Genomic DNA, 14,521 nt, shown 5'->3' with positions numbered 1-14,521 from the left:
CGCCGAAGGTTACGACCTCTGGACATTGAACCAGGCGAGGCGATTTATCGACGCGCTTGCAACACGCTGAACATCAACATTCCCGCCAGCATGGCAATCGCAAACACCCACGCCTGCCAATGCCCCGTCGGCAACAGCACCAGTGCCGGCCCGGGGCAGATCCCCGCAATGCCCCAACCGACCCCGAACAGCAAACTGCCACCGATCAAGCGTCGATCCAGTTCACGACTGACCGGCAACTGCATCGGCCCTCCCAGCAACGCCTTGGATTGTTTCATGGCCCAGTGAAACGGCACCCAGGCCACGGCAATCGCCCCGATCATCACCAGCGCCAGGGAGGGATCCCACAGACCGGTGATATCGAGGAACGCCAGTACTTTGGCCGGATTGGCCATGCCGGCCAACAGCAGGCCGATGCCGAACAATAGGCCTGCGAGGAAAGCTGTGAGTTTTTTCATGTTCAAAACCCCAGCAGATGGCGCAGCACAAACACGGTCACAAAGCCCGCGAACATGAAGCTTAACGTCGCAACGATGGAGCGCGGTGACAGCCGCGAGATACCGCACACCCCGTGGCCACTGGTGCAACCGGAGCCATAACGGGTGCCGATCCCGACGCACAACCCGGCGATGATCAGCCCCACGGTGCCGGTCTTGAATTCAATGGCCGGCCACACCTCAAACAGCGCCCACAAAAGGGGCGCCGCCAGAAGCCCGAGGATGAATAAGGCTTTTTCGCCCCGTCCCGAATCACTTGGCGATAGGAGACTGCCGAGTAGTCCGCTGATCCCGGCGACCCGTCCGTTGGCCACGACCATCACGCTCGCCGCCAAGCCGATCAACGCTCCGCCTGCCAACGCGGACCAGGGCGTGAAATGTAACGTATCCAGGATCATGGAAACTCTCCAGGCAGATAAGGGACAGCATTAAATCAATCGTTTACGCGAGTTTAGGGCAGCCGCAGGGAGAGGGCGCTACGACCAAAAGATCAAAGTTTTTTGTCGAGGCACTGGTTGAGGCTGTGCAGTGACTCAGTGCAGCAATGTTGCGCGCCAAAGCGAAGGGATTTGCAATATTGAAGGTATACGGTGAACGCCAACTAATGCCATTGACGCGTTATTTCCTGCCACTGATCGTCTGACAGCCATTTATCTGCCACCGGAAAGAAAATATTTTCCTCCGAGTCCATATGATCGAAATATTTTTTGATGAAGTCATCGACAGTGTCAGCAATTACTCTCGTTTCCAGAGTTGTGTCCTCCAATGTCTTCAACTGTCCGGCAATGCGTCCAAATGCCTGGTGATCTCGCTCTATATCCTTGACCCGTGGGTGGATCGGTGCCTCAGTCGTTAGCAAGGCCAGTCGAATCAGTTCTTCATTTTCGTGGTGGTGTCGCTCTGCATCACCATGCAAGGCTTCCAGCATCTTGAACAACAGCTTGCAGTCATCAGCACTATCGGATTCATGCTTCATCTTTCTCAGCAACTCTTTGATCCGAGTGATTTTTATCGCCACCTCATGATGATAGGCCTGAAGTTCTTTCAACAAGACGTTCATATCAAATCCTCGTCACGACACCCAATCATCACAGAGAAATATTCTTTAACCAGCAACCTTCAAGGGTGCCAAGGTCTTTAAATCTCAATATTTATCAATGGCTTAGTAATAGAGTTCAGCATAACTGTTTACCCTTTTCAGTATAGGCGAGCACAAAGATCTCACCTCCGGAAATTTTCCGCCCTCGTCACAGGGGGCGCGTTCGCAAGTTCCCGCAGGTGAGCCATCTGCACTATCCCACCCCCTCGCGGTCGTAATTTCACTGGGCGACGCATGAAGGCGCCGCCGTACGCGTGGAGATCCAATGAGCCAGGACGTCCTGACCACCGAAACCAATCGCCGTCAGTTGCAGCAGATCATCGCCGGCCTGTCCGATGGGGTGATTCTGTTGGAACTCGACCAGACCCTTCTCTGGGCCAATGACGCCGCGTTGGCCATGCACGGCGTCGGGCAACTCAGCGAGCTGGGGGCGAATGCCAACGAGTACGCCAAGCGCTTCGCCTTGCGTTATCGCAATAATCATCCGGTTCAGACTGACAACTATCCGATCAGCCGCGTCGCCCGAGGCGAGTCCTTCAGCGATGTATTGGTTGAAGTGACGCCCGCCGACGACGAAGAGCGCACCTGGGTTCACAGCGTGCGCAGCATGGTGTTGGCCGACAGTGCTGGCAAACCGGAGTCGCTGGTGCTGATCATGAACGATGTCACGGAGTGGGCCAGCGCCGAACAGCGTTTCGAAAAAACCTTCAACGCCAACCCGGCCCCGGCGGTGATCTGTCGCCTCAGCGATTTGCGCTACATCAAGGTCAACCCGGGCTTCCTGGAGATGACCGGCTATACCCGTGATCAGGTGATCGGCCGTTCGACCTATGAACTGGACGTGCTGGAGGGCGCTGAAAACAGAGACCTGGCCAAGCAGCGGTTGCGCGAAGGGGTGACCATTCCGCAAATGCAGGCGCAGTTGCAGTTAGCCGAAGGTGGCAGCAAACAGGTGATCGTCGCCGGCCAGCCCCTTGAACTGCACGATGAAGCCTGCATGCTGTTTTCCTTCGTCGACATCGAGCCTCGGCATAAGGCCGAAGTCGCCCTGCGCCAGAGCGAAGAACGTTTTGCCAAGGCTTTTCGACTGACCCCGGTGCCGATCCTGGTGTGCAACGCCGTCGATCAGGTGGTGATGGACGTCAATGAAGCCTTCCTCGATACGCTCGCGTACACCAGTGAAGAAGTGCTTGGCAAATCGGTCACGCAGATCGATTTTATCGATGATAAAGGTGCCCGCGCGCAACTGTTTACCGCGCTGGAAAAAAACGGAAGCGTGGATCGTGTCGATGTCCGGGTACGCAAGAAAGGCGCCGGGCTGATCGATTGCGCGGTCTCAGCCGACACCGTGAACATCCAGGACAGGCCCTGCTACCTGCTGGTGTTCATGGACATCACCGAACGTAAACGCACGGAGCTGGAGTTGGTGTCGGCGATCGAAGAGGTCATGAAGGACGCCTCCTGGTTCAGCCGCACGCTCATCGAGAAACTCGCTAACGTAAAAAGCGTCAACTCGCCGCTGTTGCCTAGTGTGTCTTTCACCGACCTGACTGCCCGCGAGCGTGATGTGCTCGGCCTGATTTGCGAAGGCCTGGCCGACAAGGAAATCGCCGCACGGCTCAAACTTGCACCGAACACCGTGCGCAACCATGTCTCGACGGTGTATTCCAAGCTTGACGTTCACAGTCGCAGCGAGGCGATTGTCTGGGCTCGCGAGCGCGGTTTGTTCTCCAGCGAGTGGCGACCCAAGGCCCAGCGTTAGGTGCAAATGCACTACTCGGGGGGGTGCAAATTCATGTTCTGGCCGGGCGCGGCAGTTCTTAGTCTGTAAGGGTGCGATACCGATCTGCGGGTATTGCCTCCCTATCAAAACAGCGACAGGAACTGCCGGATGATTCATGTGGCGCAATTGCGTATGCAACTGGAGCGGAGCTTTTCCCCGTTGGCCTGTGAGTGCAAAGTCACGGGTGATCATTCATTGACGGTGAAGCTCTATCATCCCGTATCGGGTGAGGTGGACCTGGTGGTCAGTGGGTTGAGCGTGGCCAACCTCAGAACGCCGGAGGCAGTGGCAGCGTTGATCGACGAGCTGCGTTATGAACTTGAGAGCAGCACGTTGCATTGTCGCCAGACGTCCTAGGAACTGTCAGGTTTTGCCGGCGGTCGTATGAGGAATACGAAAGTATTTTTTCTGTGACCGGTCCGCTGATACGCGGTAAGAATGTTGGGTCGCGGAATATGTCGATCACTTACCGCGGGTCAATCTATGAAAAGTATCGGGAAACGCACTTTTACAACACTGTCGTTCGCACTCTGCATGGCGATTCTCGGGGGGTGTGCGAGTCCTCCGCCGCCACCTCCCGCGGCACCGCCTCCACCCCCTGTGCGCACCTGCCAAACCACTGAAGACACTGATGTGCAAGGCGATGTGAGGGCAGAGGGGCAAGTGACCCGGGAAACGACGCTTACTCGCTGCGTCACTCAGTAAGCGTCCATATGCTCACGTTGAACCGCCAGCGGCGCTGTGCTGCTGGCGGGTATTCGCGTATTTCGCTCAAACTTCCTCGATCCTGACCCAACGCGACTCCCGCGCTGCCAACCGGATCGCCGTCGCCAGGCGTTCGACTTCCCACGCCTGCTCGAAATCCGTTCCCCCCTGAGACAAGCCTGCCAGCGCCAACACCAGCTCATGGACTTCCAGCGTCTTGAGTTCGTTGTATCCAAGCTGATGCCCTGCCGCCGGACTGAACGCGGCATAACCCGGCAGATTGGGGCCTGCCAGCAAGCGCTGGAAACCGTCCTGACCGGCACGAAACAGCCGCAGTTCATTCAGGCGTTCCTGATCGAACACCAGCGTTCCTCGGGTGCCGCTGATTTCAAAACTCAGATGATTCTTGTAGCCGTGCTTGAGCCAACTGCTGCTGAACGTGCCCCGGGCGCCATTGGCAAACCGCAACAAGGCATGGACCTGATCATCGACGGCGATGCTGCGTTGCTCTGCACTGCCAGCCGTGGCGGGACGTTGCCGGTGTACGGTCTGGGTGTCGGCGCTCACTGCTTCGACATCGCCCACCAGATAACGGGCCATGGCCAGCAAGTGACTGCCCAGATCCGCCAATGCGCCACCGGCATGATCGGCATCGCAACGCCACGACCAGGGGGATGCGGGATCGGCCATGAAATCTTCGCTGAATTCACCCTGGAAACTGATGATCTGACCCAAGTCACCGTTTTCAATCAGCTCCCGGGCCAGCCCGATCATCGGGTTGTGCTGATAGTTGTAACCCACCCGCGTCACCACGCCCGCCGCTTTGGACGCCAGGCGCATGGCGTCGGCCTGTTCCAGGTTCACGGCCAACGGCTTTTCGCAATACACCGGTTTGCCGGCGGCGAGGGCGGCCATGGCCATGGGATAGTGCAGGTGATTGGGCGTGGTGATGGCGATCAGATTGACCTTGGGGTCATCGATCAGTTGCTGCCAGTCGTTATGCGCGGTGCCGAAACCCCAGGCATCGGCGCAGTGGCGGGCACGCTGAGGATCGGCGTCGGCCAGAGCGGCGAGTTTGAGCTTGAGGGGCAGTTCGAAAACCGCACTGACGTTGCGAAACGCCAAGGCATGGGCGCGGCCCATGAAACCTGTGCCGATGAGTCCGATACCGAGTTCGCGCATAGCCGGGGTCCTTTTGGATTTTATTTTCAGGAGGGGCTATTTATGGAATAAATATTCCTTATTTGCAAATGGTGGAATTAATATTCTTTCGTGCGATCGTTCCCACGTTGTGCGTGGGAATGCCTTAATGGACGTTCTGCGTGCGTTTTGGGACGCGGAGCGTCCCGGGCTGCATTCCCACGCGGAGCGTGGGAACGATCATAAGCGCAAAAAAGAAGGCAGCCCGAAGGCTGCCTTTCGTTCATCCGCTACATCGGATCAGGACAAGAACCCACCATCCACATTCAACGAAACCCCGGTGGTGTAACTCGATGCATCACTGGCCAGATACAACACCGCTCCCGCCATCTCACTCGGATCCGCTACACGCTTGAGCGGAATCTGTTGCAGCGCGGTGTTCAAAATGGCCTCGTTCTTCACCAGTGCCGAAGCAAATTTTGTGTCGGTCAGGCCCGGCAGCAGGGCATTGCAGCGGATGCCGAACTGCGCGCATTCCTTGGCGAACACTTTGGTCATGTTAATGACCGCCGCTTTGGTCACCGAGTAGATGCCCTGGAAGATCCCTGGCGAGATGCCGTTGATCGACGCGACGTTGATGATGCTGCCGCCGCCGTTTTCGCGCATCAGCTTGCCGGCTTCCACCGACATGAAGAAGTAGCCGCGGATATTCACGTCGACGGTTTTCTGGAAAGCGCTGAGGTCGGTGTCCAGTACGTTGCAGAACTGCGGGTTGGTCGCCGCGTTGTTGACCAGGATGTCCAAGCGCCCGAACTGTTCGCGGATGCCGGCGAAGACCTGGCTGATCTGTTCCATTTCACCGATGTGGCACGCCACCGCAGTGGCTTTGCCGCCGGCCGCGATGATCGCGTCGGCCACGTGCTGGCAGCCGTCGAGTTTGCGGCTCGAGACGATGACGTGGGCGCCTTGCTGGGCCAGCAGTTTGGCGATGGCTTCACCGATGCCACGGCTGGCGCCGGATACAAATGCGATTTTGCCGTCGAGGTCGAACAACTGAGTCTTGGACATGGTTTTTCCTTGTTATTGGGGCCAGTGGCGTGATCAGAGGCTGGATTTCGAAATGACTTGCAGGCTCATCTGCTCCAGCAGTTTGTTCATGTGAATGAACTGCGCGAAGCGTTTGTCCTGGGTCTGGCCATGGAAGAAGCGGTAGTAGATCTGCTGCACGATGCCGGCCAGGCGGAACAGGCCGTAGGTGTAGTAGAAGTCGAAGTTGTCGATCTGGATGCCAGCGCGCTCGGCGTAGTAATCGACGAACTCACGGCGGGTCAGCATGCCCGGGGCGTGGCTTGGCTGGCGGCGCATCAATTGCACCGGTGCCGGGTCGTCGGCTTCGATCCAGTAGGCGAGAGTGTTGCCCAGGTCCATCAGCGGGTCGCCGAGGGTGGTCAGTTCCCAGTCGAGCACGCCGATGATGTCCATCGGGTTGTTCGGGTCGAGGATCACGTTGTCGAAGCGGTAGTCGTTATGGACGATGCTGGAGGTCGGGTGATCGGCCGGCATCTTGTCGTTGAGCCAGGCTTTGACCGCTTCCCACTTCGGCGCGTCCGGCGTCAGGGCTTTCTCGTAGCGATCGCTCCAGCCTTTGATCTGCCGCGCGACATAACCTTCGGGTTTACCGAGGTCACCCAAGCCATAGGCGTTGTAGTCGACCCGGTGCAGTTCGACGAACTTGTCGATGAAACTCTTGCACAGCGTTTCGGTTTTCGCCGAATCCAGACCCAGTTCCGGCGGCAGTTCGGAGCGCAGGATGATTCCCTTGACCCGTTCCATCACATAGAACTCGGCGCCGATCACCGATTCGTCGGTGCAGTGCACGTAGGCTTTCGGGCAGTACGGAAAACCGTCCCGGAGCTGATTGAGGATGCGAAACTCGCGGCCCATGTCGTGGGCGGACTTGGCTTTGTGGCCAAAGGGCGGGCGACGCAGGACGAACTCCTGTTCGGGGTATTCCAGCAAGTAGGTGAGGTTCGACGCACCGCCTGGAAACTGGCTGATCTGCGGCAAACCACTCAGGCCCGGAATGTGGGCCTTGAGGTATGGATCGATCAGGCTGGCATCGAGTTCTTCGCCGGTGCGGATACGGGTGGACTGGTCAGTAAGCGCCATGCTTATCCCTTCTGCTTATTCTGGAGGCCTGAGACTATTGGCTAATCTAATGCGCACACCCGACACCCACAACCACGAACGGCCCTTATAGGTGAGCGTGTTGCCGGGCAATCATTGTTTTTGATACATCTGTTTGAATAGCGATCAGATCATGCTCATCGACGATGGCAGGGCAATCGGGGTCAAAACCGGGTTGCCGGAAAAGAACGCCACCAGATTGCGACCTGCCAGCTCCACGGTGCCTTGAGTGGCTTCCGGGGACAAACCGGCGACATGCGGGGTGAGGATCACATTGGCCAACGTCTTGAAGGCATTGGGGACTTGGGGTTCTGTGTCGAAGACATCCAGCGCAGCGCCGGCAATCCTGCGCTGCTCAAGCGAGCTGATCAGGTCGGCGGTGACGATCACGCTGGCTCGGGCGATGTTGACGATGAACCCCTGGGGGCCCAAAGCGTCGAGTACTTGCCGGTTGATCAGGTGCTTGGTGCCCAGCCCGCCGGGGGTGGCGACGATCAAAAAGTCTGATTCCCGTGCCAGTTCGGTGGGCGTCGAGCGGAAGCTGTACGGCACGTCGCTGCGATGCTGGCGGTTATGGTAACTGACCGTCATGTCGAAGCCGTGGGCGGCGCGTTTGGCGATGGCCATGCCGACCGCGCCGAGCCCCAGGATGCCCAGGTGCTTGCCGGCCAGGGAAGGGCGCATGATTTTCGGCCACTCACCCCGGCGCACGGCGGCATCGCAACGGGGAATGTCACGCACCAGCGACAGCAGCATCGCCATGGCATGGTCGGCGACTGAAGAGGCGTTGACTCCGGCGCCATTGGTGACCGTAATGCCCCGGTTGGCGGCGGCTTGCAGGTCGACATGTTCATAACCGGCACCGATCACGCAGATGATCTTGAGATTGGGCAGGGCGGCGATTTCGTCGGCATACAGACCCAACGGGCCGCGGGTCAGCACCGCATCGATCCGGGCGCCATGGCGTGTGATGGCGTCGGCGCGCTCGGCAGGTGTGGGAGCCAGGATCAGGTGAAAACCCTGATGTTCGAGAATCGGCAGGTACTCATTGATGGTTTCAACCAGTACCAGAACGGTTGCGGGCATGCTGGGCTCCTGTGGGCATCGGTAGTTCGGGGCTCGAACGTCGCTTCGGATGGCTGATGGCGCAACGGTCTGGCATTAACCAAAGATAGCAGGCTTGTGGCCTGCGACCTCAGTGTAGGAGCGTTCCTTGGCGCTCACACATCCACGGTGTTCAATACCTTTGCGAAGGCGCCGTTCAGCGTTGCGTTATGGTGCTCGATGATCGACCGGGCCGGCAGCGCCGGTGTGTCCATGCAGGTATGCGCATCGGCCACAAGTATGGGGTTGAACCCCAGTTCGGCCGCCGCCCGGCAAGTGCTGTCGATGCAATACTGGGTTTTCATGCCGGCGATGAACACCTTATTGATGCCGCGCGCCCGCAGCTGCTCCGCCAGTGCGGTGTCATAAAAGGCATTGGGTCGGGTTTTGTCGAACAGGATGTCAGTGCTGGCATCCAGCTCCAGTGCGGGCAATAGCTGCCAGAAAGGGCTCCCGACTTCGATGGGCGAGCCTTGAGGGCCGGTATGGCGCACCGCGAAGATCGGCACGTTGCGCTCCCTGGCCTGACGAATGAGTTGCTGGATGTTCGCCAGTACCCGTTCACCGTCGTAGGGTTTTTCCGCGCCGTGGTACAGACCGACCTGCATATCGATGATCAATAGCGCTGATGACATGGGTGTTTCTCCTTGGCTGTTGTACGAAAAGTGCCGAACGGACGGGAGAAACGACAAGGCCCCGGTCCATTGCTGGCGGGGCCTTGGGTTCACTGCGCTGTGTTTATCTCAGCCAGCCACCGCACGACCCGCCGGAAGCGGTCGTGGTGGTGCGGGTGAGGTTTAGTGCAGGAATATTCATGTGGCCGATCATGCCGTCGGCGTCGCGGGTGTGTCAACGGCCGTACCCGGGGTGGGAAATATCCGGGCTGCCAGCAATCAGCTGACGTACTGGGCTATTCCATTGCCAAACGACCAGTTCTCTTTCTTTACCTCCACCAGATTGATGAATACATCTTCCAGGCGCACCGCCAGTTCCGCGTTAAGGCTCTCGGCGATGGTTTTGTAGAGGAGTTTTTTCTGCTCGATCGTGCGGCCTTCGCTCAAGGTGATCTGAATCACCACCAGATTGTCGGTGCGATTGATGCCCAGGTAGCCGGGATCAAAAATGAAATGCTGTTCGTCGTGCTCGGCCAGAATCTGGAAATTATCGTTCTCGGGCACGCCGATGGCGCTGTGCAGGGCGGCGTAGATCAATTGCCCGACACGTTTGGCGTGAGTAGGGTCTTGATGCTTCTTGATGTCGACGCGAACGAGTGGCATGAGAGGGCTCCGCAGTAAGGGCTGACGGCCAGCAGTCGGAATCGAAATTACAGGACGACAATCCTTTCTTGGATAGATTTTTTTGAACAGCTATTCAATAAAGGGATGCCAGGCATCTGATCCGTACAACCACTCCTCAGCTAAGTCTTTGCTTCTGCTCATTAATCCCGGACAATCGCGCCCCTGTTTCGGCCAGGGCGCTGCCTGTCGGATTTTTCCGACTCGTCCTGACCGGGTAGCAACTGACCGGAATGCGGAGATCCCACCGGATGAATGATCAGGCCAATAGCGTCGACGAACGCTATGTATCGACGGCACCAGCGACGCTTGAGAGCTGGAATCGCCATGACACCACCTGGATGCTGGGCCTGTTTGGCACAGCCATCGGGGCCGGCACGCTGTTTTTGCCGATCAACGCGGGTCTGGGCGGCTTCTGGCCGTTGCTGGTCCTGGCGGTGTTGGCGTTCCCCATGACGTTTTACGCACACCGTGGCCTGACCCGCTTCGTGTTGTCTGGACGCGAAGGCGCGGACATCACTGAAGTCGTGGAAGAGCACTTCGGGATCAAGGCTGGTGCGCTGATCACCTTGCTGTATTTCTTTGCGATCTTCCCGATCCTGCTGATTTATAGCGTGGCCCTGACCAACACCGTGGGCAGTTTCCTCGAGCATCAATTGCACATCATGCCGCCACCGCGCGCCGTGCTGTCGCTGGTGCTGATCCTCGGCCTGTTGGCGGTGGTGCGTTGCGGCGAGCAGGTGATCGTCAAGGCGATGAGCCTGATGGTTTATCCGTTCATTGTTGCGCTGCTGTTCCTCGCGGTGTTCCTGATTCCACACTGGAACGGCGGCATTCTCGCCACCGCATCGACACTGCCGGAACCCTCGGCACTGTTGCATACGCTGTGGCTGGCGATTCCGGTGATGGTGTTCTCGTTCAACCATTCGCCGATCATCTCGGCGTTCGCGGTGGACCAGAAGCGTCGTTACGGCGATCACGCCGAAGAGCGCAGCTCGCAGATCCTGTCCCGCGCCCACCTCTTGATGGTGGGGATGGTGCTGTTCTTCGTGTTCAGTTGTGTGCTGACCCTGTCGCCGGCGCAACTGGCGGAAGCCAAGGCGCAGAACCTGTCGATCCTGTCGTACCTGGCCAACCACTTCAGCAACCCGACCATCGCCTTCGCGGCGCCGTTGATTGCGTTCGTGGCCATTTCCAAGTCATTCCTAGGCCACTACATCGGCGCCAGCGAAGGCCTCAAAGGTCTGATCGTGAAAAGCGGCAAGCGCCCGGCACCGAAGACCCTCGATCGCATGACTGCAGCGTTCATGCTGGTGGTCTGCTGGATCGTTGCCACGCTGAACCCGAGTATTCTGGGGATGATCGAAACCCTTGGCGGCCCGATTATCGCCGCGATCCTGTTCCTGATGCCGATGTACGCGATTCGCAAGGTTCCGGCCATGGCGCGTTATCGCGGTCAGGCTTCCAACGTCTTCGTGACGGCGGTAGGCCTGGTGGCGATTTCGGCGTTGATCTATTCGCTGACGGCCTGACCACCACTCCGATCGTTCCCACGCTCTGCGTGGGAATGCATCCACGGACGCTCCGCGTTCGGCTCTTGGGACGCAGAGCGTCCGTGGATGCATTGCCACGCAGAGCGTGGGAACGATCTAAAGGTACAGGCATAAAAAAACGCCGCTCATCTCACGATGGGCGGCGTTTTTTATTGCGTTGCAGCGTTAGGCTTGAACGACCGGGATGTTGGCGTTCGCAGCAGCTTCACGGAACTCGGCGATCTGGTCGAAGGACAGGTAGCGGTAGACATCGGCCGCCATGCTGTCGATCTTGCCAGCGTATTCCATGTACTCCTCGACGGTCGGCAGGCGACCCAGGATGGAAGCGACAGACGCCAGCTCGGCCGAAGCCAGGTAGACGTTCGCGCCGTCACCCAGACGGTTCGGGAAGTTACGGGTCGACGTCGACACAACCGTCGAGTTCGGCTCTACACGTGCCTGGTTACCCATGCACAGCGAGCAGCCCGGCATTTCCATGCGTGCGCCGGCCTTGCCGTAGATGCCGTAGTAGCCTTCTTCGGTCAGCTGGTGAGCGTCCATTTTGGTCGGCGGCGACAGCCACAGACGGGTTGGAAGCTGGCCTTTGACCTGTTCCAGCAACTTGCCGGCAGCGCGGAAGTGGCCGATGTTGGTCATGCACGAACCGATGAACACTTCGTCGATCTTCTCGCCTGCAACGCTGGACAGCAGACGGGCGTCGTCCGGATCGTTTGGCGCGCAGAGCACAGGCTCTTTGATGTCGGCCAGGTCGATTTCGATGATTTCCGCGTATTCGGCGTCAGCATCGGCAACCATCAACTCAGGGTTGGCGATCCAGGCTTCCATCGCTTGAGCACGACGTTCCAGGGTGCGCGCATCGCCGTAGCCTTCGCCGATCATCCAGCGCAGCAGGGTGACGTTGGAGCTCAGGTACTCGGTGATCGACTCTTTCGACAGCTTGATGGTGCAACCGGCAGCCGAACGTTCGGCCGAGGCGTCGGACAGCTCGAACGCTTGCTCGATGCTCAGGTTGTCCAGGCCTTCGATTTCCAGGATGCGGCCGGAGAAGGCGTTCTTCTTGCCTTTCTTCTCGACGGTCAGCAGGCCAGCCTGAATCGCGAAGTAAGGAATGGCGTGAACCAGGTCACGCAGGGTGACGCCCGGCTGCATTTTGCCTTTGAAGCGCACCAGGATCGATTCCGGCATGTCCAGTGGCATAACGCCAGTGGCTGCGGCAAACGCTACCAGGCCGGAACCGGCCGGGAACGAAATGCCCATCGGGAAACGGGTGTGGGAGTCACCACCGGTACCGACGGTGTCCGGCAGCAGCATACGGTTCAGCCAGCTGTGGATGATGCCGTCGCCCGGACGCAGGGAAACGCCGCCGCGGGTCATGATGAAGTCTGGCAGCGTGTGGTGGGTGGTCACGTCGATCGGCTTAGGGTACGCCGCGGTGTGGCAGAAGGACTGCATTACCAGATCGGTCGAGAAGCCCAGGCACGCCAGGTCTTTCAGTTCGTCACGGGTCATCGGACCGGTGGTGTCCTGGGAGCCGACGGTGGTCATCTTCGGTTCGCAGTAGGTGCCAGGACGAACGCCTTTGCCTTCTGGCAGACCGCACGCCTTGCCGACCATTTTCTGTGCCAGGGTGAAGCCTTTGCCGGTGTCGACAGGTGCTTCAGGCAGCTTGAACAGGTCGGTAGGGCCCAGGCCCAATTCGGCACGGGCCTTGTCGGTCAGGCCGCGACCGATGATCAGCGGAATACGGCCGCCAGCGCGAACTTCGTCCAACAGCACCGGAGTCTTCATTTCGAAGGTGGTCAGGACTTCGTCAGTGCCGTGCTTGCAGACTTTGCCAGCATGCGGGTACAGGTCGATCACGTCGCCCATATGCATGTTGGTAACGTCGAATTCGATTGGCAGTGCGCCAGCATCTTCCATGGTGTTGTAGAAGATCGGAGCGATCTTGCTGCCGAAGCAGAAACCACCGGCACGCTTGTTCGGTACGAAAGGAACGTCGTCGCCGAAGAACCACAGCACCGAGTTGGTGGCGGATTTACGCGAAGAACCGGTACCGACCACGTCACCGACGTAGGCGATCGGGAAACCGGCGTTGCGCATTTCTTCGATCTGCTTCATCGGACCGGTGACGCCCTGGACGTCAGGCACGATGCCTTCACGGGCCATTTTCAGCATGGCGAGGGCGTGCAGCGGGATGTCCGGGCGGGACCAGGCGTCCGGAGCAGGGGACAGGTCGTCGGTGTTGGTTTCGCCGGTGACCTTGAACACGCGCAGGCTGATCTTGTCGGCCAGGACAGGGCGGTTCTTGAACCACTCGCCGTCAGCCCAGGATTGCAGCACGCCTTTAGCGTGAACGTTACCGTTCTTGGCTTTTTCAGCGACGTCGTGGAAAGCATCGAACATCAGCAGGGTGTGCTTGAGTTCTTCAGCAGCGACTGGCGCCAGTTCGGCGTCTTCCAGCAGATTGACCAGCGTCACGATGTTGTAGCCGCCCTGCATGGTGCCGAGCAGTTCAACAGCGCGTTTCTTGTCGATCAGAGGGGATTTTGCTTCGCCTTTGGCGAGGGCAGACAGGAAACCGGCCTTTACATAGGCTGCTTCGTCCACACCTGGCGGAATGCGATTGGTGATCAGGTCAACGAGGAAAGCTTCTTCGCCCGCCGGGGGATTCTTCAGCAGCTCGACCAGGCCTGCAGTTTGTTCGGCGTTTAGCGGCTGGGGAACGATACCCAGTGCTGCACGCTCTTCGATATGTTTGCGGTAGGCTTCAAGCACAGTTATTACCCTCATCAGTGGTCCCAAATGGGTGTCCGGGACGCTCATCCCGAAATTGCCGTACTCATGCGCTGCGTGGCGTTGTGGGCCGCTTAGCCAGAATTACCGACAATTCCTTACAGAAGCTGCTTTCAAAGTTTTACGCCTGCAGAACGGGGAGCTGATGAGGGTTGGCGTTGGGCTTTTCCCCGCTGGAAAAACCCTTCGCCAACACCGCTCTGAAGGAACGACTGTGCTCGTGACGCTTTGAAAACAGCTTCTAACGGACATTGGCGCCTTAAAAGGCTGGCTGATTCTACGGCAAAAAAAATTTAAAGGTAAGTTGGCCCTCGAACTTTGAGGGGTGATGAATGTTAGACAAAGGGCTAACATGCCGACCTGTT

13 protein-coding genes are annotated in these 14,521 nt (G+C 58.5%); 3 read left to right on the top strand and 10 right to left on the bottom strand.

Annotated elements, in window-relative coordinates:
• Positions 1-44 precede the first annotated feature (44 nt).
• The 3 genes from PFAS1_RS27325 to PFAS1_RS27315 all read right to left on the bottom strand — a co-directional run bounded on the left by PFAS1_RS27325 (position 45) and on the right by PFAS1_RS27315 (position 1,557).
• Positions 45-458, bottom strand: a complete 414-nt coding sequence (locus PFAS1_RS27325; RefSeq protein ID WP_076031283.1) for a DUF6691 family protein — start codon at positions 456-458, stop codon at positions 45-47.
• 2 nt (positions 459-460) lie between these two features.
• Positions 461-895 carry a YeeE/YedE family protein gene (locus tag PFAS1_RS27320; protein WP_076031282.1) on the bottom strand — a complete coding sequence of 145 codons (435 nt, stop codon included), beginning with the start codon at positions 893-895 and terminating at the stop codon, positions 461-463.
• Positions 896-1,098: 203 nt separating this feature from the next.
• Positions 1,099-1,557: a hemerythrin domain-containing protein gene (locus tag PFAS1_RS27315; protein WP_076031281.1), complete on the bottom strand. Its 459-nt coding sequence runs from the start codon at positions 1,555-1,557 to the stop codon at positions 1,099-1,101.
• Positions 1,558-1,861: 304 nt separating this feature from the next.
• Between PFAS1_RS27315 and PFAS1_RS27310 the strand changes: the two genes are divergently transcribed.
• Positions 1,862-3,358 (top strand): helix-turn-helix transcriptional regulator, encoded by a 1,497-nt coding sequence (locus tag PFAS1_RS27310; protein ID WP_076031280.1) that lies wholly within the window; start codon positions 1,862-1,864, stop codon positions 3,356-3,358.
• 129 nt (positions 3,359-3,487) lie between these two features.
• Positions 3,488-3,736 carry a DUF1652 domain-containing protein gene (locus tag PFAS1_RS27305; protein ID WP_076031279.1) on the top strand — a complete coding sequence of 83 codons (249 nt, stop codon included), beginning with the start codon at positions 3,488-3,490 and terminating at the stop codon, positions 3,734-3,736.
• Positions 3,737-4,150: 414 nt separating this feature from the next.
• Here the strand turns inward: PFAS1_RS27305 and PFAS1_RS27300 are convergent, their stop codons facing one another.
• From PFAS1_RS27300 to PFAS1_RS27275, 6 genes are all read right to left on the bottom strand, one after another.
• On the bottom strand, positions 4,151-5,266 hold the full coding sequence (locus PFAS1_RS27300; protein WP_076031278.1) for a Gfo/Idh/MocA family protein: 1,116 nt from the start codon (positions 5,264-5,266) through the stop codon (positions 4,151-4,153).
• Positions 5,267-5,524: 258 nt separating this feature from the next.
• Positions 5,525-6,292, bottom strand: coding sequence for an SDR family oxidoreductase (locus PFAS1_RS27295; RefSeq protein ID WP_008149805.1), 768 nt, complete (start codon positions 6,290-6,292; stop codon positions 5,525-5,527).
• Positions 6,293-6,325: 33 nt separating this feature from the next.
• The gene (locus PFAS1_RS27290) at positions 6,326-7,393 is read right to left on the bottom strand and encodes a phosphotransferase family protein (protein WP_076031277.1); all 1,068 of its coding nucleotides are present in this window, start codon (positions 7,391-7,393) and stop codon (positions 6,326-6,328) included.
• A 144-nt stretch (positions 7,394-7,537) separates the two neighbouring features.
• Positions 7,538-8,497, bottom strand: a complete 960-nt coding sequence (locus tag PFAS1_RS27285) for a 2-hydroxyacid dehydrogenase (protein WP_076031276.1) — start codon at positions 8,495-8,497, stop codon at positions 7,538-7,540.
• Positions 8,498-8,631: 134 nt separating this feature from the next.
• Complete coding sequence (locus tag PFAS1_RS27280) at positions 8,632-9,150, bottom strand: cysteine hydrolase family protein (protein ID WP_076031275.1); 519 nt, start codon at positions 9,148-9,150, stop codon at positions 8,632-8,634.
• A 258-nt stretch (positions 9,151-9,408) separates the two neighbouring features.
• Positions 9,409-9,792, bottom strand: a complete 384-nt coding sequence (locus PFAS1_RS27275; RefSeq protein ID WP_076031274.1) for a tautomerase family protein — start codon at positions 9,790-9,792, stop codon at positions 9,409-9,411.
• A 269-nt stretch (positions 9,793-10,061) separates the two neighbouring features.
• Here PFAS1_RS27275 and PFAS1_RS27270 point away from each other — a divergent pair, with 269 nt between their 5' ends.
• Positions 10,062-11,342, top strand: coding sequence for a serine/threonine transporter (locus PFAS1_RS27270; RefSeq protein WP_076031273.1), 1,281 nt, complete (start codon positions 10,062-10,064; stop codon positions 11,340-11,342).
• 186 nt (positions 11,343-11,528) lie between these two features.
• Here PFAS1_RS27270 and acnB read toward each other — a convergent pair whose 3' ends face one another.
• Positions 11,529-14,138: a bifunctional aconitate hydratase 2/2-methylisocitrate dehydratase gene (gene acnB / locus PFAS1_RS27265; protein WP_076031272.1), complete on the bottom strand. Its 2,610-nt coding sequence runs from the start codon at positions 14,136-14,138 to the stop codon at positions 11,529-11,531.
• Positions 14,139-14,521 lie beyond the last annotated feature (383 nt).

The sequence above is a fragment of the Pseudomonas frederiksbergensis genome, assembly GCF_001952935.1.
GTDB lineage: Bacteria > Pseudomonadota > Gammaproteobacteria > Pseudomonadales > Pseudomonadaceae > Aquipseudomonas > Aquipseudomonas frederiksbergensis.
The sequence above is the reverse complement of the archived record's forward strand: the minus strand, read 5'-3'. Positions and strand labels throughout refer to the sequence as shown.